23 protein-coding genes and 1 pseudogene are annotated in these 23,283 nt (G+C 65.3%); 14 read left to right on the forward strand and 10 right to left on the reverse strand.

The window, feature by feature from the left end; all coding sequences use genetic code 11:
• The 3 genes and pseudogenes from MK313_RS14505 to MK313_RS14515 form a co-directional block, all read left to right on the forward strand.
• A pseudogene (locus MK313_RS14505) lies at positions 1 to 336 on the forward strand (methyl-accepting chemotaxis protein); the annotation flags it as partial.
• A 121-nt stretch (positions 337 to 457) separates the two neighbouring features.
• A complete protein-coding gene (locus MK313_RS14510) occupies positions 458 to 1,468 on the forward strand; it encodes an NAD-dependent epimerase/dehydratase family protein (RefSeq protein WP_287782467.1) in 1,011 nt (336 codons plus the stop codon).
• Between the two features lie 12 nt (positions 1,469 to 1,480).
• Entirely contained in the window at positions 1,481 to 2,611 is a 1,131-nt protein-coding gene (locus MK313_RS14515) for a DegT/DnrJ/EryC1/StrS family aminotransferase (RefSeq protein WP_287782469.1), read from the forward strand.
• A 5-nt stretch (positions 2,612 to 2,616) separates the two neighbouring features.
• Here the strand turns inward: MK313_RS14515 and MK313_RS14520 are convergent, their stop codons facing one another.
• Genes MK313_RS14520 through MK313_RS14530 form a run of 3 tightly spaced genes read right to left on the reverse strand, consistent with a single transcriptional unit; the run spans position 2,617 to position 4,657 of the window.
• Positions 2,617 to 2,952, reverse strand: a complete 336-nt coding sequence (locus MK313_RS14520) for a DMT family transporter (protein ID WP_287782471.1) — start codon at positions 2,950 to 2,952, stop codon at positions 2,617 to 2,619.
• Positions 2,949 to 3,956, reverse strand: a complete 1,008-nt coding sequence (locus MK313_RS14525) for a glycosyltransferase family 2 protein (RefSeq protein ID WP_287782473.1) — start codon at positions 3,954 to 3,956, stop codon at positions 2,949 to 2,951. The genes MK313_RS14520 and MK313_RS14525 overlap by 4 nt, the downstream gene beginning before the upstream one ends.
• A complete protein-coding gene (locus tag MK313_RS14530) occupies positions 3,953 to 4,657 on the reverse strand; it encodes a class I SAM-dependent methyltransferase (protein ID WP_287782474.1) in 705 nt (234 codons plus the stop codon). Before MK313_RS14530 ends, MK313_RS14525 begins: the two co-directional genes overlap by 4 nt.
• A 311-nt stretch (positions 4,658 to 4,968) precedes the next feature.
• Between MK313_RS14530 and MK313_RS14535 the strand changes: the two genes are divergently transcribed.
• The 3 genes from MK313_RS14535 to MK313_RS14545 all read left to right on the forward strand — a co-directional run bounded on the left by MK313_RS14535 (position 4,969) and on the right by MK313_RS14545 (position 7,564).
• Positions 4,969 to 6,597 (forward strand): hypothetical protein, encoded by a 1,629-nt coding sequence (locus MK313_RS14535; protein ID WP_287782476.1) that lies wholly within the window; start codon positions 4,969 to 4,971, stop codon positions 6,595 to 6,597.
• Between the two features lie 165 nt (positions 6,598 to 6,762).
• Positions 6,763 to 7,185, forward strand: a complete 423-nt coding sequence (locus tag MK313_RS14540; RefSeq protein ID WP_287782478.1) for a cyclic nucleotide-binding/CBS domain-containing protein — start codon at positions 6,763 to 6,765, stop codon at positions 7,183 to 7,185.
• A gap of 22 nt (positions 7,186 to 7,207) precedes the next feature.
• Positions 7,208 to 7,564: a hypothetical protein gene (locus tag MK313_RS14545; RefSeq protein WP_287782480.1), complete on the forward strand. Its 357-nt coding sequence runs from the start codon at positions 7,208 to 7,210 to the stop codon at positions 7,562 to 7,564.
• A 4-nt stretch (positions 7,565 to 7,568) separates the two neighbouring features.
• Here the strand turns inward: MK313_RS14545 and MK313_RS14550 are convergent, their stop codons facing one another.
• Positions 7,569 to 8,633 carry a threonine aldolase family protein gene (locus MK313_RS14550; RefSeq protein ID WP_287782481.1) on the reverse strand — a complete coding sequence of 355 codons (1,065 nt, stop codon included), beginning with the start codon at positions 8,631 to 8,633 and terminating at the stop codon, positions 7,569 to 7,571.
• A 166-nt stretch (positions 8,634 to 8,799) separates the two neighbouring features.
• Here MK313_RS14550 and MK313_RS14555 point away from each other — a divergent pair, with 166 nt between their 5' ends.
• The 6 genes from MK313_RS14555 to MK313_RS14580 all read left to right on the forward strand — a co-directional run bounded on the left by MK313_RS14555 (position 8,800) and on the right by MK313_RS14580 (position 15,639).
• Complete coding sequence (locus MK313_RS14555) at positions 8,800 to 10,209, forward strand: amidase (protein WP_287782483.1); 1,410 nt, start codon at positions 8,800 to 8,802, stop codon at positions 10,207 to 10,209.
• Positions 10,210 to 10,313: 104 nt separating this feature from the next.
• Positions 10,314 to 10,844 (forward strand): PAS domain-containing protein, encoded by a 531-nt coding sequence (locus MK313_RS14560; RefSeq protein WP_287782485.1) that lies wholly within the window; start codon positions 10,314 to 10,316, stop codon positions 10,842 to 10,844.
• 154 nt (positions 10,845 to 10,998) lie between these two features.
• Entirely contained in the window at positions 10,999 to 11,769 is a 771-nt protein-coding gene (locus tag MK313_RS14565) for a ferredoxin--NADP reductase (RefSeq protein ID WP_287782487.1), read from the forward strand.
• Positions 11,770 to 11,887: 118 nt separating this feature from the next.
• Complete coding sequence (locus MK313_RS14570; RefSeq protein WP_287782489.1) at positions 11,888 to 12,451, forward strand: invasion associated locus B family protein; 564 nt, start codon at positions 11,888 to 11,890, stop codon at positions 12,449 to 12,451.
• 142 nt (positions 12,452 to 12,593) lie between these two features.
• Positions 12,594 to 14,324 (forward strand): sensor domain-containing diguanylate cyclase, encoded by a 1,731-nt coding sequence (locus MK313_RS14575; RefSeq protein WP_008942659.1) that lies wholly within the window; start codon positions 12,594 to 12,596, stop codon positions 14,322 to 14,324.
• 64 nt (positions 14,325 to 14,388) lie between these two features.
• Positions 14,389 to 15,639: a winged helix-turn-helix domain-containing protein gene (locus MK313_RS14580; RefSeq protein WP_287782491.1), complete on the forward strand. Its 1,251-nt coding sequence runs from the start codon at positions 14,389 to 14,391 to the stop codon at positions 15,637 to 15,639.
• Here MK313_RS14580 and MK313_RS14585 read toward each other — a convergent pair.
• The 4 genes from MK313_RS14585 to MK313_RS14600 form a co-directional block, all read right to left on the reverse strand.
• Positions 15,599 to 16,264 carry an amino acid ABC transporter permease gene (locus tag MK313_RS14585; protein ID WP_287782493.1) on the reverse strand — a complete coding sequence of 222 codons (666 nt, stop codon included), beginning with the start codon at positions 16,262 to 16,264 and terminating at the stop codon, positions 15,599 to 15,601. The two genes, MK313_RS14580 and MK313_RS14585, sit on opposite strands and share 41 nt — an antisense overlap.
• 9 nt (positions 16,265 to 16,273) lie before the next feature.
• Positions 16,274 to 16,957: an amino acid ABC transporter permease gene (locus tag MK313_RS14590; protein ID WP_287782495.1), complete on the reverse strand. Its 684-nt coding sequence runs from the start codon at positions 16,955 to 16,957 to the stop codon at positions 16,274 to 16,276.
• A gap of 4 nt (positions 16,958 to 16,961) precedes the next feature.
• On the reverse strand, positions 16,962 to 17,687 hold the full coding sequence (locus MK313_RS14595; protein ID WP_287782506.1) for an amino acid ABC transporter ATP-binding protein: 726 nt from the start codon (positions 17,685 to 17,687) through the stop codon (positions 16,962 to 16,964).
• A 172-nt stretch (positions 17,688 to 17,859) separates the two neighbouring features.
• The gene (locus MK313_RS14600) at positions 17,860 to 18,687 is read right to left on the reverse strand and encodes a transporter substrate-binding domain-containing protein (RefSeq protein ID WP_287782497.1); all 828 of its coding nucleotides are present in this window, start codon (positions 18,685 to 18,687) and stop codon (positions 17,860 to 17,862) included.
• A 267-nt stretch (positions 18,688 to 18,954) separates the two neighbouring features.
• Between MK313_RS14600 and MK313_RS14605 the strand changes: the two genes are divergently transcribed.
• Positions 18,955 to 19,911, forward strand: coding sequence for a TAXI family TRAP transporter solute-binding subunit (locus tag MK313_RS14605; protein ID WP_287782499.1), 957 nt, complete (start codon positions 18,955 to 18,957; stop codon positions 19,909 to 19,911).
• Positions 19,912 to 20,256: 345 nt separating this feature from the next.
• Positions 20,257 to 21,882 carry a Na/Pi cotransporter family protein gene (locus MK313_RS14610; protein WP_287782501.1) on the forward strand — a complete coding sequence of 542 codons (1,626 nt, stop codon included), beginning with the start codon at positions 20,257 to 20,259 and terminating at the stop codon, positions 21,880 to 21,882.
• A gap of 18 nt (positions 21,883 to 21,900) precedes the next feature.
• Here the strand turns inward: MK313_RS14610 and MK313_RS14615 are convergent, their stop codons facing one another.
• Positions 21,901 to 22,338, reverse strand: coding sequence for a GlcG/HbpS family heme-binding protein (locus tag MK313_RS14615; RefSeq protein ID WP_008942651.1), 438 nt, complete (start codon positions 22,336 to 22,338; stop codon positions 21,901 to 21,903).
• Between the two features lie 109 nt (positions 22,339 to 22,447).
• Positions 22,448 to 23,283 (reverse strand): universal stress protein (locus tag MK313_RS14620; protein WP_287782504.1); only part of this gene is annotated, 836 nt, incomplete at its 5' end.

The raw sequence follows: 23,283 nt of genomic DNA on the forward strand, positions 1-23,283 counted from the left end.
CAGCAGATCGGCGATGTGCAGGATTCGACACAGACCGTGGTGACCGCGATCCAGAGCATCACGCAGATCATCGAGCGGATGCATGAGGCCTCGACCGCCATCGCGGCGGCCATCGAGGAACAGACGGCGGCCACCCGCGAGATCGCCCGCAATGTCGAGCAGGCAGCGGCCGGCACCGACGAGGTGAAGCGCAGCATCGCCAAGGTCAGCGAATCCTCCGACGAGACCGAGCAGGCCAGCGCTTCGGTGCGGGCGGCGTCGGAAGATCTTGCCGAACAGTCGGAGCGTCTCAGCGCCCGCGTCGAGAGCTTCCTGTCGGATGTGAAGGCCGCCTAAGCGGTACCTGAGGGGAACATCAAAGAGGGATTTTTCGTTAACCCTAAATTCCCTCTGCTCAAGCGCCGGGATTTCGGTCATGATCCCGGCGTTTTAGCTCGTACTGCGGGTTACACCTCTCATGACAACCGATACGGACTGGTGCCGTGACCTTCCCGTCGTCGTTACCGGCGGCATGGGGTTCATCGGCTCCAACCTTGCGCTGCGCCTGGAAGCCCTTGGCGCGCAGGTGACGCTTATCGACAAGATGCTCACCCAATATGGCGCCAACCCCCATAATATTGCCGATCCGATCCGGGTGAATCGCAAGGGCCCGCCCTTGCAGGTGATCGAGGCGGATATCGGCGCCACGGCAGAGATCGAGAAGGCGGTCGCCGGCGCGAAGGTGATCTTCAATATCGCCGGCCAGACCTCGCACATGGATTCGATGAAGGACCCGCTGGAGGATATGCGGCTCAATCAGGAATCCAACCTGCGCTTCCTTGACCTCATCCGCCGGGTCAATCCGACGGCACGGGTGGTGTTCAGCAGCACGCGGCAGTTCTATGGCCCGCCGCGCTACCTGCCGGTGGATGAAGCCCATCCGATCAACCCGCCGGACATCAATGGCGTGCACAAATACGCGGCGGAGAGCTACCACATGCTCTATGCCCGGATTTACGGCATGCGCACCACGGCGCTCAGGCTTACCAACGTGTTCGGCCCGCGCATGCGCATCCGCGACGCCAAGCAGACCTTCCTGGGCATCTGGGTGCGCCACGCCATCGAGGGCACGCGCTTCGAGGTCTGGGGCGGCGACCAGATGCGCGACTTCTCCTATGTCGAGGATCTGGTGGACGCGCTGCTGGCGACGGCGCACTCCGAAGAATCGGTCGGGCAGGTGTACAATATCGGCGGCTGCCCCGCCGTCAGCCTGCTGGAGCTGGCCGAGCTCCTGGTGCGCATCGCCGGTACCGGCAGCTTCGAGCGCAAGGTATTCCCGGAAGAGCGCAAGAAGATCGATATCGGCGATTATTACTGCGACGACACGCCGTTCCGCGCCGCCACGGGCTGGCAGCCGCATATCGACCTGGAAGAAGGGCTTCGCCGCACCATCGCCTATTACCGGACCAACGCCGAGCATTACCTCTGAAGGCCAGCTACCATGATTCCGCAGACCGACCCGAAGGCCGCCTATCTCGAACGCAAGGCGGAGATCGATGCCGCGATTGCCCGCGTGCTGGACAGCGGGCGCTACATACTGGGGCCGGAGGTCGAGGCGTTCGAACAGGAATTCGCTTCCTTCGCCGGCGTGCGCCATGCGGTGGCGGTGGCCAGCGGTACTGACGCGCTGATCCTGGCCTTGCGCGCCCTGGGCGTGGGGGAGGGGGATGCGGTCATCACCGTCTCGCACACGGCGGTCGCCACCGTGGCGGCGGTGGAGCTGGTGGGGGCCACGCCGGTGCTGGTCGATGTCGATGCCTGCCATGGCCTCGATCCCGAGAAGCTGGCGGCGACGCTGGCGGCCTGGCCGTCCGGTGCCCCAAAGCCGAAGGCGATCATTCCGGTCCATCTCTATGGCCAGCCGGCGGCGATGAACGAGATCATGGCGATTGCCGACCGGTACGGGCTTGCCGTGCTGGAGGATAATTCCCAGGCCCATGGCGCAACTCTGGACGGCACCATGGTCGGGCGGTTCGGGCGGATCGCCGCCTACAGCCTCTATCCGACGAAAAATCTGGGCGCCATCGGCGATGGCGGCATCGTCGCCACCGACGATCCGGCACTGACCACCGCGCTGAAGGAACTGCGCGAATATGGCTGGCGCGAGCGCTATGTCAGCGCAATTGCCGGCATGAACAGCCGGCTCGACCCGCTGCAGGCGGCGATCCTGCGTGTGAAGCTCTCCCACCTGCCGGCAGATACGGCGCGCCGCCGCGCCATTGCCGCTGAATACGACAGGGGCCTGGCTGGCACCGAGGGGCTGCGCCTGCCGCAAACCCGGCCGGGTGCCGTGCCGGTCTATCATCAGTATGTGGTGGAGGCGCCGGGCCGGCGCGATGCGTTGCAGGCCGCCTTGCGCGAGAAGGGTGTCGGCACGCTGGTGCATTACCCGGTGCCGGTGCATCTGCAGCCGGCCTACAAGGGCCGGGTGCCGCTGGGCGCCGGCGGTTTGCCGCGCACCGAGGCGGCGGCGCTGTCCGTGCTCAGCCTGCCGATGTTCCCGCAGCTTGCCGATACGCAGGTAGTACAGGCGATCCAGGCAATCCGGGATGTGTGCCGCCAGGCGGCGTAACCGCGTTAAGCCTGCCTGGTAATCAGGAAGACGCCGCCGACGATCATCGCGATGCCGGCCAGCTTCAGCGGCCCCAGCGATTCGCCCATCGTCCAGTAGGCCAGCAGCGCCACGATGACGTAGGACAGCGACACGCTGGGGAAGGCGACGGAAACCGGCAGCTTGCGCAGCGCATACATGTAGCAGACCGCCGCCGCGAAATAGAGGCCAAGGCCGAGGATCGACTGCGGCGACAGGAACTGCTTCAGCAGCGTATCGCCCGAGGCGCCGGCCTTCAGCAGCATCTGCCCGGCGACACCGATCAGGATGCCGATGGCGAGCGCGGCGATGGAAAGGGTCATGCGGCTTCTCCCGGCTTATCGGCGGCGGCGCTGCGGGTGACGTCACGCACCACGAATTGCGGCTTGCGGTTCACCGTCAGGAACAGCCGGCCGAGATACTCGCCCAGCACGCCCAGCATGATGAGCTGCACGCCGGCCAGCAGCAGCGTGACCGCCATCAGCGAGGCCCAGCCCTGCGGCGTCTCGCCGGCCAGCGCCTCGAACAGTACGATCAGGAACCCCAGCAGGCCAAGCGACGCCATGCCGATGCCGGCCATGGTGCTGAGCCTGAGCGGCATCACCGAGAAGTTCAGGAACATTGACAGGAACAGCCGCACCAGCCGGCGCAGCGTATAGTTCGAGCGGCCGGCGGCGCGCGGCAGATGGGTCACCTGCAGCCGCCCGATATTCTGCGTCACCTGCATCAGCAGCCCGTCCACATAGGGGAACGGGCCGGCATGGTCCAGGATGGCGCGGGCGGCAAAGCCGCTCATGCAGCGGAAGCTGGACAGGTACAGGCCCTTCGGCTTGTCGATCAGGATGTCGGCGCACCAGTTGGTGAAGCGGCTGCCGAGATTGCGCCAGGCGGCATGCTGCTTCTGGGCGTAGTAGGTATAGACCACGTCATAGTGGTTATCATGGGCGTAGCGCCACAGCCGCACCACCTCCTCCGGCGGGTTCTGCAGGTCGTCATCCATGGTGATGATATAGGCGCCGCGGGCATGGCCAAGGCCGGCCATGACGGCGTTGTGCTCGCCGAAATTGCGCGCCAGGTTCACCACCGTCAGCGGGATGCTGGCCTCCTGTGCCAGGCGGCGGCAGACCTCCAGAGAATTGTCCGGGCTGCAATCGTTCACCAGCACGATTTCCAGCCCGCCGGGGACATCGAGTGCACTTAGCGCCTCGACCAGGGCCGGCACGCTGTCCGCGCCGTTATAGACCGGGACGACGATGGACAGGGCGAAAGGATAGTCAGAAGCCGACGCAGAGGGGGCTTCGGAAGGGCTTGCTTTGGAGACACTCATGGGCGTGTTGCCGATATCCAGACGGAACCGCCGAAAGGCAGGGTAAGCCCATGTCTGGCCATCCCGCGTTCGACCGCCGTAACGGTAAAGAACAGCCGATCCTGCCAGGGCGGAAAAAACGATACGTCGCTATCCTGCTTCTGTCGCGCCGCCAGCATCCGGTGCAGCAGCATTAGCGGAAACAGCAGGCTGTTCCAATAGCCTGATTGCACCGGGCCGAACCCGGCCGCCGCGACGCGTTGCCGCGCCTGCCCGGCGGTGTAGCGCCGCACATTGTGGACATGGCGGTCATGGGCGGAGGCCATCCACTGATAGGCCGGCAGGTTCAAAAGCAGCAGGCCGCTCGGCTTCAGGCAGCGCCGGAACTCCGCCAGCGCGGAAGATTCATCCACTCCGGCATGGCAGAGCACGTCTGTGCTGACGATGATGTCGAAGCTGGCATCCGGGAATGGCATTGCATTCACCGAGCCGCTGGTGACCCGGGCGCCGGACTTGGCGGCGGCGATCTGCGCAGCTTCCGGATCGTATTCCAGCCCGTGCAAATCGAGGTCGGGGCGCACCGCTGCCAGATGGCGCAGCAGCCCGCCGGTGCCGCAGCCGGCATCCAGCAGCCGGATGACGGGCGCATGACGCGGCAAACGTTCCGCCAGCCCCGCACGCAGCGCGCGGAACCACCACATGCCGTCCTCGACCGCCGCCATGCGACGATACTCCGCCCGCTCCATTGCCGAACGCCGATATGTAGGATGTTGGGATAAAACCTGCTGACCCTGCGCCTCTTTACCGCAGCGTGACATGACTGCCCAGCTTCCGGCAAATGGATTTGCGCGGGTTTATTGCGGACGCTAAGAAAAAATCAGCGCGCTATTTGATAAAAAGCGCTCGTTTTTTCCATGGCGAAGGCGCACTATCCGCGCTTCCGCGGCAGATGCGACGATCCTGGTGCAACGCTGGCCGCGCCGATGCGTTCCCTAAGGCAAGAGTAGCTTTCGCGCGTATCCCCGGTCCAATCATGAACAATTCCAACGATTCAGCGCCGGACGATCTGGTGCAGCGGGACACCGCGCAGCAGCGCCACCCGTCGATCGACCGTATTGCCGGCATCGACTGGTCGCGGGTCTTTCACACGCTGGTCTTAAGCGTCTGCGCGATCTGGCTAGTCGGCTATTTCCTGCCGCCGATCAACCACGACACGGCGGTTCTGCTCTATATCGCGAAGCTCTGGCTGGAAGGCGGGCAGCTCTATGTCGATGCGATCGACATCAACACGCCGCTGGTCTTCGTGCTGCACCTGTTGCCTGAGGCGCTGGCGAAGCTGACCGGCCTTGGTGGCCCGACCATGCTGGTGGCGCTGCTGGGTCTTGGCATCCTGGCTTCCTTCCAGACCTGCCGAACGGTGCTGGCGGCCAGCCTCGAGCCCTATCGCGCCTTCTCGGCCGCCTTGCTGCCGGTGCTGCTGCTGTTCCTGCTGATTGTGTTCCCGAACTACATGTTCACCCAGCGCGAGCACATCATGATGGTGCTGGGCATGCCCTATTTGCTGGTGGCCAGTGCGCGCGCCGGCGGTATCGAGATGCCGCGCCGCCTGCGCATCGCGACCGGGCTGATGGCGGGGCTGGGCTTCGCCATGAAGCCCTATTTCCTGGCCTTCCCGCTGCTGGTTGAGCTCTATGTGCTGTCGCGGCGCGGTTTCCGCAGCACGGCGACCGATGCCGCCCCCTGGTCGGTGCTGGCGGTCTGTGTCGCGCATGCGCTGTTCGCGGTGCTGGTGACGCCGGAATATTTCACGCAAGTGCTGCCGATGGCGCAGGATTTCTACAGCCGGGTGGCGGATACCGACCTGTTCGACCTGGCGACCGGAACCAACCTGGCGGCACCGACCATCATCCTGCCGCTGCTGGGCATTGTCGCCTTCTGGGGCGTGCGCTCTCATCTGTCGCGGGTGATCTTCCTGGCCGGCGTCGCGGGGCTGATCTCCGCCTATGCGCAGGGCAAGGGCTGGCCCTATCACGCCCTGCCGGCGCGGGCCTTCACCTTGTTCCTTGCCGGCACGGCGATTGCCTCGGTGCTCGACAACACGGCCTGGCTGCGGCGCGGCGACAAGCGCCCGGCCCGCTGGTTCGCCAGTGCCCTGATGCTGCTGGTCTTCTATCAGCACGGGCTGGCGCGTGTGCCGTTCGCGCAGCAGCTTGCCTATGCCGATTCGGAAGTGAAGAAGCTGGCCGACATCATCACGCCGCAGCGCCTGGACAACCGCATCCTGATCCTGTCGCCGGGCATCTATCCGCATTTCCCGCTTCTGAACTACACCGGCATGAAGATGACCATGCGCTTCGAGAGCATGTGGCTGCTGCAGGGTGTCTATGCGGAATGCAACGATAATGGCGACATCTATAACGACCCCGCGCGCATGTCCGACAATGAAGCGATGGTGTTCCGCACCGTCTCGGAAGACTTCAACAAGGCCCGGCCGTCGCTGCTGATCGTGGACAAGATCGCCGGCATTCCCGAATGCGTCGAGGAAATGCCGTTCAGCTATCTCGACTACTTCAACCGCAACCCGCTGTTCGCCGAGCGCTTCCTCGACTATGAGCCGCTCCTCGAATATGATCGGTATGAAATATACGCCCGGCGGCGCTGACCGCGGATAGAGCGGGGCTCTCTTTACTCCAGAAGGCCATTGATGCCCGCGCCCATTGATGCAGGTCAAAGACGCTGCGCTGGCGCACGCCTATCCTTGAAAAAACCGGAACTGAGAGGGTGGTGGCCGACCGGCGGCGAGAGGAGGGGGCCAGAGGAGGAGACGATGTCGAAACCTGCGGTTTCCGAGCTGATCCTGCACCGCAGCCCGATCGTGATGCGGGACAGTGCGACAGTGCAGGAGGCCTGCAAGATCATGCAGAAGCACCGCATTGGCGCCATCATCGTGGTCGATGAGGAAAAGCGGCCGGTTGGCATCTTCACCGGGCGCGACGCGGTCAACCGCGTGCTGGCGAAAGGGCTGGACGGCAGGCGCACCCTCTTGAGCGCGGTGATGACGGCAAAACCGGACTGCGTGTCGCCCGACTGGGTCACGCTGGACGCGCTGCGCCAGATGCGCGATTGCGGCTACCGCCACCTGCCGGTGGTGAAGGATGGAAAGATCGTTGGCCTGGTCTCGCGGGGCGATTTCCGGCTGATGGATCAGGTCAGATTGGACGAGGAAACCGGCTATTGGGAACGAATCTGAAGCCGGCAACGGAGTGAACGGAATGGCTTTGAAGAAGATCAGCATGGAACTGGCGCGGTCCGCCGAATTTCCGAATGGCAGCGGCGATCACCGCTACGAGATAACCGCGCCGCTGGCGGCGGACGGGCATCTGGACGCCGAGGCCTACAAGCAGCACAAGACCGAATGCCGCATCGTGCGCTTCTGGCCGCAGGAGCCGATCCGCCAGGGGCTGCTGATCCACACCCGCAAGGGCTGGGCCTTCTCCTACGAAAAGGGGGAGGAGGATGACGAGACGCTCTACAAGCTCGACCGTCACCTCTTCAAGCCGGGCGAATACGTCACGGTGACGGAGCCGGACGGCGACGCCCACACCTTCAAGGTCGTGTCGGTCGCCTGAGCTTTCAGCCCTTCACCACGGCGGTGCAGGCGCGGATCGCCTCCTCGATATCGGCGCGGCTGACATCCAGATGGGTGACGGCACGCATCAGGTCCTTGCCCTGCGGACCGATGCGCACACCGTGATCCGCCAGCAGCCGGCGGGCGAATTCCTGTTCGGTGAGGCCGGTGCCGCCAACCGTGAAATACACCATGTTGGTGTCGATCTCGTTCGGGTTGATGCCGATGCCCTTGATGCCGGCCAGCCCCTCGGCCAGCAGCCGGGCATTGGTGTGATCCTCGGCCATGCGCTCGACATGGTTCTCCAGCGCATAGACGCCCGCCGCGGCGATGATGCCGGCCTGCCGCATGGCGCCGCCGAACTGGTGCTTGAAGCGCCAGGCCTGCTCGATGAAGTCCCTCGATCCCGCCAGCACGCCGCCGACCGGGCAGCCCAGCCCCTTGGACAGGTCGATCCAGGCGGAATCGGCGGGGGCGGCGTAGGCTGACGCCGGAATGCCGCTGGCGACCACGGCGTTCAGCAGCCGCGCGCCGTCCAGATGCAGCTTCAGCCCGTGCTTGCGCGCGACCGCCGCCACATCCTCGATCTGCTCCAGCGGCCAGATCGCGCCGCCGCCCAGATTGGCGGTATTCTCGATGCTCACCAGACGCTGGCGCTGGCCGTGCCAGCCCTGCGGCGCGCGGATCACCGCCTCCAGCTCGGCACCGGTGAACATGCCGCGCCTGCCACGGATAGTGCGGCACATGGCGCCGGACAGGGCGGCCGGCCCGCCGGTTTCGTAGTGCAGCGCGTGGGAATTCTCCTCCAGCACGATCTCCTCGCCGTGATCGACCCAGACCCGGTAGGCGATCTCGTTGCACATGGTGCCGGAGGGCAGGAAGATCGCCGCCTCCTTGCCCAGCAACTCGGCGACCATCTCGCACAGCCTGTTCACCGTCGGGTCTTCGCGCGCCTGCTCGTTGCCGACCTCGGCCTCGGCGATTGCCTTGCGCATGCCCGGCGTCGGGCGGGTGACGGTGTCGCTGTACAGGTCGATGCGCGGGGTGGCAGTGACGGAATTTGCGGCCATGGCGGGGTCCGTTCTTCGTTGCGGGCGAGGTGGGCAGTAGAGCATTGCCGGCGCGGCCGGAAAAGGCTTCCCGCGCATGGCAGCCCGTTTCACCGGCGTATCGCTAAAGCCGGCGCGGCAGGCTAGGCTTCCGGCAGGAAACCATAATCCGCGGAAAGCCTGACCGATGACGCAGCCTACCGATCTGGCGCATGCCGACCTCTCCACCCTCTCGCGCGCCCTGTCCGAGGGTGCTGTCACGGCGCGCGCGCTGACGGAGCTGTATCTGGACCGCATTGCGCGCCACAACGCGGCGCTGAACGCGCTGATCCATGTCGATGCCGATGCCGCCCGCGCCGAGGCGGATGCCGCCGATGCGCTGCGCCGCGCCGGTGCGGTGGCCGGGCCGCTGCATGGCATCCCCATCGCGGTGAAGGATCTGTGCGATGTCGCAGGCCAGCCGGGCACGGGCGGATCGCTGGCGCTGAAGGACCGGCGGCCAAAGGAGACAGCAACTGTTGTGAAGCGGCTGCGCGCCGCCGGCATGGTGCTGATCGGCCGGGCGCATATGGTGGAGTTCGCCTGCGGCGGCTGGGGCACAAACCAGTATCTCGGTACGCCGCGCAACCCCTGGGACAGGGTGGTGCACCGCGTGCCCGGCGGTTCCTCCAGCGGTTCCGGCGTCACCGTGGCGGCGGCGCTGGCGCCAGCGGCCATTGGCAGCGACACCAGCGGTTCAATCCGTATCCCCGCCGCCTTGTGCGGATTGACCGGGCTGAAGCCGACGCATGGCCGGGTCAGCAACGCCAACACCATGCCGCTGGCGCATAATCAGGATTCGCTGGGGCCGATGGTCCGCAGCGCGCGGGATGCGGCCCTGATCCACACCGCGATTGCCGGCCCCGATCCGCTGGACCCGGCGACGCTGGGCCTGCCGCCGGCAGCCGATGTGCTGGAGGGGATTGGCCTCGGCGTCGCCGGCATGCGCTTCGGCGTACTGCCCGATGCGCATCTGGATGGCGTGGCTGACGGCGTACTGGCCGCCTACCGCGCGGCGCTGAAGGCGCTGGAGGGGCAGGGGGCGAGCATCCATGAGATTGCACCGCCGGAGCGCTGCGAGGATGTGCAGCCGCGCAGCTTCCTCACCATCATGTCGGAGGGGTACAGCAATTTGCGGCACCTGCTGGAGGATGAGAGCCTACCCATTGGCCAGCACACCAAGCAGCGCATCCTGACCGGCAAGCCGCTGCTGGCCGCCGATTACATCGCCCTGCTGCAGGACCGTATCGACAGTTCCCGGCGCTGGCAGGCCAGTATCGAGGGGATGGATGCGCTGCTGACTCCGACCCTGCCGATCAGCGCCATTCCGGTGGAGGCGGTGGATGAGGGCAGCCTGATCCTCGGGCGCTTCACCCGCATGGTCAGCTATTTCGGCTGGTGTGCGCTGGCGCTGCCGGCGGGGCTGGATGCGGCAGGGCTGCCGGTTTCGCTGCAGATCGTCTGCCGGCCGCATGACGACGCGCTGGCGTTGCGCATCGGCCATGCCTTCCAGGCGGTCACGGACTGGCACCGGCAGACAGCGCCTGGCTGGGAATGATGCCTGTCCTGAGGCCCATCGTCCCTATACCCCTCTGTTTTTGTCTAAAAAGCAAATTATCTGATATAAGTGAGTATGAATGATGCCGGACAGGAACAGGCGCGATGGTGAAGGATGGCAGATCGTCGAAGGATCGTGACACCGCGACGTCGAATCTTTCCATCGCCAGCTTCTCCAGGAAGCTGACGCATCCGCATCATCGCCAGATGTTCGATTATTGGCACGGACGATTCATAGGGACCTTGCCACCGTCCCGGTCCGCGATCGATCCCCTCGATATCCCGACGGCTGTCCTGCCCTGGCTGGTTCTCTACAATGTTCACTGGGTTTCAGACGAGCAGGGTTCGGAGCGGCCGCGCTTTGAGTTCCGACTCGTCGGCACCGGCGTCGTCCAGCGGTATAATCGCGATTCGACCGGGAAATATTTCGAGGATGTCTATGACAACGCGACCTTCCCCAGAATGATGGCCGCCTTCTCCGAGGTCGCGCTGAACTGCCGGCCGGCCTATGCCCAGCTGCAGATGCCAATTCCGGGCCGCGACTTCATTCCCTATGAACGCCTTCTGCTTCCGCTTGCCGGAGAGGATGGGCGGGTCGAGGCGATAATCGCCGTCATGGGCTTCAAGCCCAACTGATTCCCGCATGGCCCCATGCCATTGCGCCGCATGGACCCTATTCAAAAATTGCGGCATACACCCCTTGCTAAACAGGGGTGTCTTTATTTAAGAGTAAGTCTTAACAATTTGTTCGTGTACGTACAATTATCAGCAAGGAAGGCGGACGGACCGGATGAGCAATCTGATGAAGGCGACCGTGACCAGCGTGCATCACTGGACCGACACGCTGTTCAGCTTCACCGCGACGCGCGATCCGTCCTTCCGCTTCCTGAATGGCCAGTTCGCCATGATCGGGCTGGAACTGAACGGCAAGCCGCTGCTGCGGGCCTACAGCATGGTCAGCGCCAATTACGAGGAGCAGCTGGAATTCCTCAGCATCAAGGTGCCGGATGGCGCGCTTACCTCGCGGCTGAAGGATATCCAGCCCGGCGACACGGTGCTTGTCGGCCGCAAGGCGACCGGCACGTTGCTGCAGGACAATCTGCTGCCGGGCAAGCGTCTCTATCTGCTGGGCACCGGGACCGGCCTGGCACCGTTCATGAGCATCATCAAGGACCCGGAGGCCTATGAGCGCTTCGAGAAGGTGGTGCTGGTCCATGGCTGCCGCGAAGTGGCGGAGCTTGCCTACAAGGACGTGATTGCCGACCTGCCGAACAACGAGTTCTTCGGCGAGATGGTGCGGGGCAAGCTGCTTTACTACCCGACCGTCACCCGCGAGGCGTTCCGCAACACCGGACGCATCAGCACTTTGGTCGAGACCGGCAAGCTGTTCAGCGATCTGGGCCTGCCGCCGCTGGACAAGGAGCATGACCGCGTGATGCTGTGCGGCAGCCCCGCCATGCTGGCCGATCTGCGCGTGATCCTGGAAGGCAAGGGCTTCGTCGAGGGCAGCCAGTCGGAACCGGGCCACTATGTCGTCGAGAAGGCCTTCGTCGAACAATAGGCTGGCGTCGAGCAATAAACAGGCTGCCGTGCGGTCGCCACAATGACGCGATAGCGTTGATGAACCCTCGCGTGATAGGCATGCGCGAGGGTTCGGTTTTTTCCATGGAGAAGTGATCTTGTCCTCCGCTCTTTTCGTCCGCCGCCTCGCCGTTCTGTCGGCAGCATTTGCGGCGTTCCTGTCTGTTCCGGCTTTTGCCCAGACTTCCCCGGCCCCCGGGACCGCTCCGGGACTGGCGCCCGGCCAGCAGCAGGCGCCGAAGCAGACCCGCGAACAGGTGCAGGACTGGGTGGTCCGCTGCCTGGAGCCACAGGCCGGCCAGCCGAAGCGCTGCGAGATGGTCCAGGTTCTGTCCGACCGCAATACCAAGCGCGAGGTGCTGGTGATGGTCGTCGGCTATACCGGGGAGAAAGCGCCGCAGGCGGTACTCGTGCTGCCGCTGGGCGTGCTGCTGCCTGCCGGCATCTCGCTGAAGATCGATCAGGGCGCGCCCAAGACGATCCCCTACCGGCATTGCGAGCCGCAGGGCTGCATCGCCCCCTGGCAGATGACCGAGGTCGATCTGGCCGCCCTGCGCGCCGGCACGACACTGACAGTCTCAGTGAATGACGGCGGCGGCAAGGCGGTCGATCTGCCGGTTTCGCTGAAGGGCTTCACGGCTGCACTCGGCAAGCTGCGCTAGGCTGCTCGGCGCCTATCTTTTGAAATTCAAATATAAAACAAGGACTGGCCGGGACCGACCGAGAGAATACGTGAATACGCGCTTATATATTTGTTAATATCTAAGCGTTAGAAAGAATGCGTACTCTCTCGGTTAGGACTCGATGCGCCCGTCACATTTCCTGGACCGTCTGTCGCTGCCAACGCAGCTTGGTATCGCCATCGGGCTGCTGATGGCGGCACTTGTGTTTTTGTCCACTCTCGCCATCGATTCCTATACCACGCGTCGCCTGCAGGACCGGATCGGCACTGATCTCGCCGTGCGCGCCACGATCATGCAGAAGGCGCTCGACAATGGCATGTACGAGCGTTTCCGCGATGTCGTGAACCTGTCCAACATGCATTTCATCCTGAATCTGGAGCAGGCATCGGACCGGCAGCTTGCTGCCCTGCTCGACCGGATGAAGAAGACCTATCCGCTGTACAGCTGGATCGGCATCGTGAAGCCCGATGGCACGGTCCGGGCATCGACCGGCGATATGCTGGTGGGTGTGAATGTCAGCGCCAGGGACTGGTTCAAGGGCGCCCTGAACGGCCCCTTCGTCGGCGATGTGCATGATGCGATGCTGCTGGCCAAGCTGCTGGGCGCAAGCGATCTGGAGCCGTTGCGCTTCATCGATGTCGCGGCGCCGATCCTCACACGCGATGGCAAGGTTGCCGGCGTGCTTGGCGCACACCTGTCGGCGGAGTGGCTGCGGGAGGTGCGCAACAGCACGCAGTCGAATGACGATCTGGCCGAGCAGCGCTCTTTCATGATCCTCGATCAGAACGGCAAGGTGCTGGTCGGCGGACCGTTCGGGCAGGATTATTCCGAACTCGCATCCTTCCGGCAGGCGCGGGCGGGAAAGAACGGCTTCGTGCGCGAGACGGTGAATGGCCATGACAGCATCATCGGCTACCGTGCCACCGAAGGGTACAAGGACTATGAGGGGCTGGGCTGGGTCGTGCTGTCTTTCCAGCCGGCGGAGAGGGCGCTGGCGCCGGTTGTCCGGCTGCAATATGTGATCATACTGGTCGGCCTGCTGCTGGCGAGCCTGGCGACCATTCTGGGATGGCTGACGGCGCGCCGCCTCGCTTCGCCGCTGAATACGCTGCGCGCCACGGCGGAGGCGCTGGGCCGCGACCCGCACGAGGCCAATCTGCCTCGGCTGTTCGGCAGCAGCGAGATGATTGCACTGTCGCAATCGCTGCGCGCCCTGGTACGCCGCCTGCAGCGGGCCGAGGGTGCTGTCGAGCAGATGGAAAGCCAGGTCGAAAGCCGCGTCGCCGAGAAGACCTCGGAATTGCAGGCCGTCAATGAAAGCCTGATCGAGCTGGCGGAACGCGATGCGCTGACCGGGCTGCTGAACCGCCGCGGCCTGGAGGCGCGCGGGCGACACTTGATGACCCGCATGCGGGAAACCGGCGGCGAGCTGTCGGTTATGCTGCTCGATATCGATCACTTCAAGGCAGTGAACGATCTGCATGGGCATCCGATTGGCGATAAGGTTCTTCAGGCCATTGCCTGGCAATGCCTGGCGGTGGCGCGCGGCGAGGATGTGATCTGCCGGCTGGGCGGCGAGGAGATCGCCATCCTGTCGGCCAGCCCGCTGGGCGGCGCGCTGAAACTGGCGGAACGGTTGCGCAAGCGCATCGAGAGCAACCCGGTGTCGGTCGAATCGGTTCTGGTCAGCATCACGGTCAGCATCGGCGTTGCAGCCGTCAACCAGTCCGATCCAGACATGATGGCGGGCATCGCCCGGGCCGACGAGGCGCTTTACATGGCCAAGCGCAGCGGTCGAAACCGGTGCGTGCTTTATCAGGACGCCAGTGCTGAGCGGCGTTTCGCCGGCTGACCCTTCCCAAGGTTCCGTTTTTGTTCCAAACTCCCTGAGTCGGATTGGCGATGGGAAAGCGAAAATGGCTGTCTGGAAGGATATGGGCCGGCTGACACCGGCGGAGGCGCGGCGTGTCGCCTTGGCGGCGCAGGGTTTTGGCGGGCGCCAACCGGCTGCCGTGGCGGTGCGGCATCTGCGCGGCGCGTTCGAGCGAATCGGCCTGCTACAGATGGATTCGGTGAATGTGCTGGTGCGCTCACACTATCTGCCGATCTTCTCCCGCCTCGGCCATTACGAACACGATCTGCTGGACCGCCATGCCTATCGCGGCAAGCGACGCGGGTTGTTCGAATATTGGGGCCATGAGGCCTCCCTCCTGCCGTTGGAACTGCAGCCGCTGATGCGCTGGCGCATGGCGCGGGCCGAGCGTGGGGAAGGGCTGTACAAGAGCCTCGCGCGGTTTGGCCGGGAGCGGCAGCCCTATCTGAAGGAGGTGCTGGCGGAGCTGCGCGACCGTGGGCCGCTGGGCGCCTCGGAACTCAGCATGGCCGGCGAATCGCGCGGCGCCTGGTGGGGCTGGAGCGACGGCAAGATCGCCATGGAATGGCTGTTCTGGGCCGGCATCGTCACCACTGCCACGCGGCGCAATTTCGAGCGCGTCTATGACCTGACGGAGCGCGTGCTGCCGCCCGCCATCGTCGAAACCCCGACACCGTCGGAGGGTGATGCCCAGCGCGAACTCATGCGGCTGTCGGCGCAGGCGATGGGTGTGGCGACGGAGCGTGACCTGCGCGACTATTTCCGTCTCGACGTCGCCGATGCCAGGGCGCGGCTGGCAGAGCTGGTGGAGGCGGGCGAGCTGCTGCCGGTCACCGTCTCTGGCTGGAAACACCAGGCCTATCTGCACCGGGAGGCGCGGCTACCGGGCCGGGTGAAGGCGCAGGCGCTGCTCTCACCCTTCGATTCGCTGGTGTGGGAGCGCGACCGCACGGAACGTCTCTTCGGCTTCCGCTACCGGCTGGAATTCTATACGCCGCAGGAAAAGCGCCAGTATGGCTACTACGTGCTGCCCTTCCTGCTGGGTGACCGGCTGGTGGCGCGGGTGGATGCCAAGGCGGACCGCGCGGCGCATACATTGCGCGTCCATGCCGCCCATGCCGAGGCCGGGCAGGACCATCGGCGGATCGCCGGCCCGCTGGCCGAAGAACTGCACCGAATGGCGCGCTGGCTGGGGCTGGAACGGGTGGAGGCCGGCGCGGACGGTGATCTGGCTGGCCCGTTGCGCCACGCAATCAACGCCCGGCGCGATGCTCCAGCCGGCTCAGCAACCTGACGCAGGGCCACAGCAGCGCCAGATAGATCGCCGCCGCCAGCACCAGGCTGGACGGGTTGTAGGTGACGGAGCGTGCCATGTCGGCGGCGTAGAGCAGTTCCGGCAGGGCCACCACGCTGGCGATGGAGGTCAGCTTCACCACCTCGACCGTGTTGGAGACGAGGTCCGGCAGCACGTTGCGCACGGCCTGCGGGATGATGACGTAGGTGAGTGTCTGCGGCAGCGTCAGGCCGCTGCTGCGCGCCGCTTCCCACTGGCCCTTGCCGATGCTTTCGATTCCGGCGCGGTAGATCTCGCCGTAATAGGCGCCGGTGTTCAGGAAGAAGGCCAGGCACACCGCCAGGAAGGGCGAGGGGCGCACCCCCACGAAGGGCAGGCCGGCATAGATGAAGATCAGCAGCACCAGCGGCGGCACGGCGCGGAAGAAATCGACCAGCGCGAAGGCCGCCCAGCGCACCGGCCGGTAGCGGCTGCGGCAGACCAGCGCGATCACGAGGCCGCCGACAAGGCCCAGCGGGATCACCGCGAGGCACAGCAGCAGCGTCATACCCAGCCCGCGCAGCAGCAGCGGCAGCACCTGGCGCATGATGTTGATGTTGAAGAACTGGTCGAGCAGCAGGTCCATGCGTGGCTCCTACGCCCGGTCCCAGGCGAAGCGGGTTTCCAGCCAGCGCCCCAGGATCACCACCGGCACGAACAGCGCGACATAGGCGAGCGAGCCCAGCAGCAGCGGCGTCGCATTGCCGGAAAAGCTCTGCGCGGTCTGCGCCTGCATCAGGATTTCCGGCACGCCGATGACCGCCCCCAGCGCCGTGTTCTTGGTGATGGCGATGGTGCGGTTGGTCAGCGGCGGCACGGTCAGGCGCACCGCCTGCGGCAGGATGATATAGGCCAGCGTCTGGGCGAGCGTCAGGCCGGTCGAGCGCGCGGCTTCCCACTGCCCTTTGCGGATCGAGGCGATGCCGGCCCAGAAGATTTCCTCGGAAAATGCCGCCAGCACCAGCGAGAGCACCAGCCACAGCACGGCGAAGCTGGACAGGTTGATGCCGACATTGGGCAGCCCGAAATAGACGATCAGGATGACGACCAGCGGCGGCAGCGCGCGGAAGATATCGACGAAGCCGACGATCAGCCAGTTCAGCGGCCTGATGTGGAAGCTGCGGATCGCCGCCAGCAGCAGACCCGCCAGGATGCCGGTGACGACCACCGCGGCGGCGGCCTGCACGGTCACTACCATGCCCCAGAGGATATCCGGCAGGTATCTGTCGATGACCTTCTGGTTGAAGAAGGCGTCGAGGAAAATATCCAGCCCGCTCATGGCGTTACGCCTGGAAGTTCGCGAGAAAGGCGCGGGTGCGCTCGTGCCCGGGCGACCCGAATATCCGGGCCGGCGGACCCTGCTCGACGATCACCCCGCCATCCATGAACACCACGCGGTCGGCGGCGTCGCGGGCGAAGCGCATCTCGTGGCTGACCACCATCATGGTCATGCCGGCGTCGCGCAGTTCATGCATCACCTGCAGCACGCTGCCGACCAGTTCCGGGTCCAGCGCGGAGGTCGGCTCGTCGAACAGCATGATCTTCGGCTCCAGCGCCATCGCGCGGGCAATCGCCGCGCGCTGCTGCTGCCCGCCGGACAGCTGGGCGGGGTAGGAGTCCAGCTTGTCGGCCAGCCCGACGCGCGCCAGCGCTGCCTCGGCGATCTCGCGTGCCTCAGCCTTGCTTTTCTTCAGCACCTTGCGCAGCGCCAGCATGACATTCGCCAGCACGCTCATATGCGGGTAGAGGTTGAAGGACTGGAACACCATGCCGATACGCTGGCGCATGCGGTTGATGTCGGTCCGCGGGTCCAGCAGCTCCACGCCATCGACGCGGATCGAGCCCTCATCCGGCACTTCCAGCAGGTTGCAGCAGCGCAGCAGCGTGCTCTTGCCGGAGCCGGACGGGCCGATGACGAACACCAGCTCCTGCGGCGCCACGGCAAGGTCGATGCCCTTCAGCACTTCAAGGTCGGCGTAATTCTTCCGCAGGCCGGCAATATCCAGCATGGCGGCGGGGTTGGACAAGTGGGGACTCCTAACTCAACAGAAATGTCATTGCCGGGCTTGACCCAGCAATCCAGCCTTCACCGGCCTGGACGGTTGTGCACCGCCTCAGGCAAGGCGCCGCCCCTGGATGCCCGGGTCAGGCCCGGGCATGACAGGAAGGGGTCGTAAACGATCAGCCGCAGGACGGCGTGTGTTCGGTCGGGTCGTAGCCGGTCATGCCCGGCACGCCATAGCCCGGATAGACCGTGACCGCCGCAGAGCCGGCCGCCGGCTTGGTGCCGAACCACTTTTCGTGCATCGCGGCCATGGTGCCGTCCAGCTTCATGCACTCGATGGCGTTTTCCACCAGCTTGCGCATCTCCGCATTGTCCTTGCGGATCGGCGCGGCCCAGACGAGGCCGGTGGAATGCAGGTAGGACAGCTTGATCTGCGGGTTCTTCTTCACCGCCCACGCAGCGACCGTGTTGCCGGCGACGTTGGCGTAGGCGCGGCCGGAAATCACGGCCTGGATCGCATCGGTGTTGGTGCCGAAGGTTTCCACCTTCCAGCCGATCTTGTCGGCGAGGCCGCGCACCCAGCTGTCATAGGCGGAGCCGCGATTGACCGCGATCACCTTGTCCTTCAGCTCGGCCAGATCCTTGATGTCCGGCGTGCCGGCCTTGGTGACGAACTGGTAGTCGGTGTTCAGGTAGCCTTCGGTGAACAGCAGGTTCTCCGCGCGCTCCTTGGTCACCGTGGTCGGGGCGGCGATGAAATCATAGGTGCCGGCCTGCAGGCCCGGCAGCAGGCCGGAAAACTGGGTGGCCTCGATGGTCACGCCGCGTCCGGTGCGCTTGCCGATCTCGTTGGCGAGGTCGATATTGAAGCCCTCGACGCCGCCGCTCAGATTCGGCATGGCGTGCGGTGCGAAGGTGCCGTCCACGCCGGTCTTCAGCGGCGCCGCCTGCACAGCGGCAGCGGCGAGCAGCAGGGCGCAGGTCGCGCCGGCCAGTAGTTTCATGTCGCAATCTCCCAGATTTGCCTGAATAAGGGTGCCCACGCGAACGGGGCGGCGTTCACCTGTCAGCAATCGCCGTGCCATGCACGGCAGGCCAGCCCGACGCTGGCATTCTGTGCGCTCATCTGGGGCTATTCGCCCAGCGTAGGAGCATTTCCGCCCGCTGTCCTGACCAATTCTTGCGCAGATGGCCAAAAAGTTGACAGCACCGCTTACCAGTCCATTTCACTCCGCAACGGTTAAAACGATGGAGCGGAGGCCATGAAAAGGATGCGCAAGTCTGTTGGTGCCTTTCTGGCGGTGCTGATGGTGACAGCGATGACGAATGTTCCCCAGGCGGCAGCGGAGCCGGTTGGTGTGACGCTGGGCACCTCGACCCAGGGCGGTGGATTCAGCCTGTATGGCAATGCACTGGCCGAGGCGATCAATGCGGCCGATCCGGGTCTGAAGGTCGAACCGCGTTCGACCCGCGGGACGGGTGAGAATCTGCCGCTGCTGGAAAAGGGCGAACTGGATATCGCGCTGGTACAGGGTACCTCCGCCTATGAGGCGCTGGCGGGGATCGGCCAGCCGAAGTCGGAGCTGAAAATCCTGACGGCGATGTATTCCAGCCCCGGCATGTTCGCCGTGCGTGGCGATGTGGAGGCGACGACCATCGAGGATCTGAAGGGCAGGACGGTGGTGTTCGGCACCGAGGCATCCGGCCTTGTCGTCATGGCGAATTATGTACTGGACGGGCTGGGCCTCGACATGCGGCGCGATTTCGACGCGGTCTTCGTGAAGCGCGCCTCGGAGTCCCCGCCCAAGGTGATCGGGGGCGAGGCGGTGGCGTTGTGGGGCGCCGGCGTCGGCTGGCCGGGCTTCGTGAAGGTGTCGGAAGGGCCGGCGGGCGCGCGGTTCATCGGCCTGACGCCGGAACAGGTGGCAAAGGTTCGTGCGAAGCACAGCTTCCTGAAGCCGATGCAGTTGCCTGCCGGCAGCTATGCCGGCCAGGCGGAAGCGGTGCAGACCGTGGGCTCGTGGAATTTCGTGCTGACCCGCACCGACCTGCCGGAGGATGTGGCCTACCGGCTGATCGCAGCCATCGACAAGGCCGGCCCGGCCCTGACGGCGAAGCTCGATCAGGCGGCGGAGACGACGCCGGCCAACACGGCGGAAGGCGCGCCGGACAAGGCGATGATCCATCCGGGCGTGGTCCGTTACCTGACGGAGAAGGGGCTGCTGTAAGGCACTTTTAGCAATCGCTTTTTGCGATTGGTTTGACCAAAACAATCAATTTTCCGGACCACGAAGCACCGGATATTCTGATCGCTGAATGTTATGCGACCCCACACCGTACTGGGGGGCCATAAATCAGGAATCGTTATCGGGCTTCGCGGGCCGTTTGGGTTTGTCGCCAATGGGCGGCCTGCGGGATGGACCGGGAACCTTCGGGTTCCCGGTCTTTTCTTGTGCTCGCTGGCCCTTGTCCTGTCATGAAAAATTCATCGACCGCTTCATTGCGCGGCGCCGGGCGCTGCGACACTATCCGCCGCTGATCCGCACGGGGCATCTGGGAAGGGCAGGCTGTCCATGGCGTTGACTCTTGCCAGCATTCTGGCTGGCCTGGGGCTGTTCTTTGTCGGCAAGGATCTGCTGACCTCCAACCTGCGCAACATGGTCGGGCGCAGCGTGCAGCTGATCCTGTCGCGCGTCGCCGCCTATCCCCTGCTGGGCCTGTCCTGGGGCGCGGTGCTGGGCGCGATGATCCAGAGCACCGCCATCGTCACCTTCATCCTGGTCGGGCTGCTGACGGCGCGCATGATCGAGCCGCGCCGCGCCCTGCCGATCCTGATGGGCGGCAATATCGGCAGCGCACTCATCCTGCTGCTGGTCACGCTGGATATCCGCATCGTCGTCATGCTGGCGCTGGGGCTGACCGGAATCCTGCTGACGCAGGGCCGGCTGCAGCACTGGAAGGCGGCGCTGAGTGCCATCTTCGGCCTGTGCCTGCTCTATTACGGGCTGGTGCTGCTAAAGTCCGGTACGGTGCCGCTCGCCCAGTCCGACGATGTGATGGCGCTGATGGCAACCCTCAATGGCTCGCTGTCGGCGGCCTTCCTGATCGGGGCTGCCCTGTCGGCGGCCTGCCAGTCCTCCATCACCGTGGCGCTGCTGGGTATCGGCTTTCTGGGTAGCGGACTGTTCAGTTTCGAGCAGGCGATGCTGGTGATCTATGGCACCAACCTGGGCAGCGGCATCGTCACCTATCTGCTGGCCGGCGGGGTGCAGGGGACGGCGCGGCGCATGGCGCTGTTCCAGCTTGGCTTCAACCTGACCGGCTGCGTCCTGCTACTGGCGCTGTTCGTTGCCGAGCATGTTTTCGGCGTGCCGCTGGTCATGGCGCTGCTGCGGGCAGTCTCCTCCGATGTGCCGCAGCAGCTGGCGCTCAGCTACCTCGTCTTCAACAGTGTGACGGCGCTGTTCCTGTTCCCGCTGATCGGCCTCGTGGAGCAGCTGCTGGCCCGTCGCTGCCCGCCCTCGCCGCAGGAGAGCGACAGCCAGCTCGCCTATCTCAGCCCGGAGACGGCCCGCGATTCCGCGACCGCGATCCTGCTGACAGAGAAGGAGCAGCTGCGCCTGCTGGAGCGGCTGCCGCGCTATGCGGAGTTGTTGCGGCAGGCCGATACGCCGGCCCGCAAGGCACGGCTGGAGGCGCTGCACAAGGCGTTCGTCTCGGTGCATGGCCAGACGAAGCCCTATATTGCCGGGCTGGCGGAGGGCGATTTGACGGCGGACAGTCATGAGCGGGTCTATCGCATCGTGGACCGGCATGACCGGCTGGGCTCGATAGAAGCGGTGCTGTACGACTTTGCCGCGGCTGCGCCGCTGCTGCAAGGCAGCACGGCGCTGGCGGCGATCCGCGAGGCGCTGACCGAGGGGCTGGATGCCCTGCTGCTGTCCTATGTCGAGGCGATGGCCGGAGACGATCCCGACGATATGGCGCTGATCGAACGGATCACCGGCGACCGGGGCGAACTGATGGAAGGGGTGCGGCGCAGCTTCTTCAACGATGCCGCGCTGGAGCTCGACCGCGACGAGAAGATGGGGCTGCTGCAGCTGACCGGCCTGTTCGAACGACTGGTCTGGCTGCTGCGCGAAATGGCGCTGAAGGCGCCGTTCGAGGCCGGGACGCGCCCGGCGCTCGAAGCGGCATAGCAGGCTTACGCGCCGCCTTTATTCGCCGCCGGTATCGGCGACGAGGCCGGCCTTCTCGATGGCGTGGACGGCGCACAGCTCGTCATTCTCCGACACGTCGCCGGTGACGCCGACCGCGCCCAGGATGCGGCCATCCTTGTTCTTCACGATCACGCCACCGGGCAGCGGCACGAAATTGCCTTCCGACATGGCGGTCAGCGAGTTGAACAGCGCCGGCATCTTGGCGGCGCGGCGCGCCAACTCCCGCCCGCCGAAGCCGAAGCCCAGCGTCGCCGCCGCCTTGCCCATGGCGACCTGCGGGCGCAGCAGGCTGCAGCCATCCTCGCGCTTCAGCACCTTCAGCTGGCCGCCGGCGTCCAGCACGGCCACGGTCAGCGGGGCGAACTTCATCTCGCGGCCCTTGCGCAGGGTCTCGTCGGCGATCAGTGAGGCGGTTTCCAGGGTCATATCCAGCATGCGTTTCTCCACTGTCCTTATTGGCCGCCTGAGGAGGGCGGCGCGATTGATCGAACAGGCGTTATAGGATGCGGAGATCGGCGGGAACAGAGGATTCGCGCAATTGGTACTACCAGGCATTCGCCGCCAGCACATCGCAGGGTGGTTCGTTCAGCAGCCGCTGCGCCGTGCTGCCCAGCCCGGCCCGCAGCGACGCGGGACGACCGCGCATGCCGACGCCCAGAAGGTCAGCCTGCCTCTCGCGGGCGATGCCGGACAGCACGCTGTGCGGTTCGCCGGTGCGGACGACCAGTTCCATCCGGCTGGCCGTCGCCTGCTGCTGATCCGGGGGCAGCAGCTTGCCCAGCGTGTCGGCCATGAATTCGGATAAGGCCGCCTGCGCGGCCTGGCCCGCCGCCTCCGTCGCCGCACCTTGCAGGGCGTGCACGCAGACAAGCTCGGCCTGTGGGGCGAGCCTCAGGACCATCGACACGGCAAAGCGCGCATAGATCGACATATCGATTCCCAGCACGGCCTTGCGGTATGCCGCCGGTCTATTGTCCGCGACGACCAGCAGGGAGCAATTGCCGTCGCGGGCCAGTCCTTCCGCCGTGCTGCCCACCAGCAGATCGTGCCCGCCCCTGGGTTCATGCCGGCCAAGGACGACCAGTTCGCTGCGGTGCATATGGGCCAGCCGGCCCAGCTCCCATTGCGGGGTGCCGGTTGTCACCTTGACAGCGATATCCTCGCGCTCCTCCGGCGGCAGTTCCTGCAGCTGCCCGTCGATGGCCTTGTAGGCCGTCCTGGAGCGGCGCTCGACATCGAGCGAGGATGTCGGCCGGTCGATGATATGCGCGATGACCAGCGCGCAGGCATGCTCCCGCTTCAGCGCCAGCGCCCGCTGCACGGCTGCACCGGCGCGGGGAGACAGATCAGTGGCGGTCAGGATGGTGCCGATCATCGGGC

It is taken from the genome of Oceanibaculum sp., from assembly GCF_022449305.1.
Classification (GTDB): domain Bacteria; phylum Pseudomonadota; class Alphaproteobacteria; order Oceanibaculales; family Oceanibaculaceae; genus Oceanibaculum; species Oceanibaculum indicum.

Coding starts and splice junctions, on each gene's coding strand:
- MK313_RS14510 (WP_287782467.1), top strand. CDS start 458: ATGACAACCGATACGGACTGGTGCCGTGACCTTCCCGTCGTCGTTACC.
- MK313_RS14515 (WP_287782469.1), top strand. CDS start 1,481: ATGATTCCGCAGACCGACCCGAAGGCCGCCTATCTCGAACGCAAGGCG.
- MK313_RS14520 (WP_287782471.1), bottom strand. CDS start 2,952: ATGACCCTTTCCATCGCCGCGCTCGCCATCGGCATCCTGATCGGTGTC.
- MK313_RS14525 (WP_287782473.1), bottom strand. CDS start 3,956: ATGAGTGTCTCCAAAGCAAGCCCTTCCGAAGCCCCCTCTGCGTCGGCT.
- MK313_RS14530 (WP_287782474.1), bottom strand. CDS start 4,657: ATGGCGGCGGTCGAGGACGGCATGTGGTGGTTCCGCGCGCTGCGTGCG.
- MK313_RS14535 (WP_287782476.1), top strand. CDS start 4,969: ATGAACAATTCCAACGATTCAGCGCCGGACGATCTGGTGCAGCGGGAC.
- MK313_RS14540 (WP_287782478.1), top strand. CDS start 6,763: ATGTCGAAACCTGCGGTTTCCGAGCTGATCCTGCACCGCAGCCCGATC.
- MK313_RS14545 (WP_287782480.1), top strand. CDS start 7,208: ATGGCTTTGAAGAAGATCAGCATGGAACTGGCGCGGTCCGCCGAATTT.
- MK313_RS14550 (WP_287782481.1), bottom strand. CDS start 8,633: ATGGCCGCAAATTCCGTCACTGCCACCCCGCGCATCGACCTGTACAGC.
- MK313_RS14555 (WP_287782483.1), top strand. CDS start 8,800: ATGACGCAGCCTACCGATCTGGCGCATGCCGACCTCTCCACCCTCTCG.
- MK313_RS14560 (WP_287782485.1), top strand. CDS start 10,314: ATGGTGAAGGATGGCAGATCGTCGAAGGATCGTGACACCGCGACGTCG.
- MK313_RS14565 (WP_287782487.1), top strand. CDS start 10,999: ATGAGCAATCTGATGAAGGCGACCGTGACCAGCGTGCATCACTGGACC.
- MK313_RS14575 (WP_008942659.1), top strand. CDS start 12,594: ATGCGCCCGTCACATTTCCTGGACCGTCTGTCGCTGCCAACGCAGCTT.
- MK313_RS14580 (WP_287782491.1), top strand. CDS start 14,389: ATGGCTGTCTGGAAGGATATGGGCCGGCTGACACCGGCGGAGGCGCGG.
- MK313_RS14585 (WP_287782493.1), bottom strand. CDS start 16,264: ATGGACCTGCTGCTCGACCAGTTCTTCAACATCAACATCATGCGCCAG.
- MK313_RS14590 (WP_287782495.1), bottom strand. CDS start 16,957: ATGAGCGGGCTGGATATTTTCCTCGACGCCTTCTTCAACCAGAAGGTC.
- MK313_RS14595 (WP_287782506.1), bottom strand. CDS start 17,687: ATGCTGGATATTGCCGGCCTGCGGAAGAATTACGCCGACCTTGAAGTG.
- MK313_RS14600 (WP_287782497.1), bottom strand. CDS start 18,687: ATGAAACTACTGGCCGGCGCGACCTGCGCCCTGCTGCTCGCCGCTGCC.
- MK313_RS14605 (WP_287782499.1), top strand. CDS start 18,955: ATGCGCAAGTCTGTTGGTGCCTTTCTGGCGGTGCTGATGGTGACAGCG.
- MK313_RS14610 (WP_287782501.1), top strand. CDS start 20,257: ATGGCGTTGACTCTTGCCAGCATTCTGGCTGGCCTGGGGCTGTTCTTT.
- MK313_RS14615 (WP_008942651.1), bottom strand. CDS start 22,338: ATGCTGGATATGACCCTGGAAACCGCCTCACTGATCGCCGACGAGACC.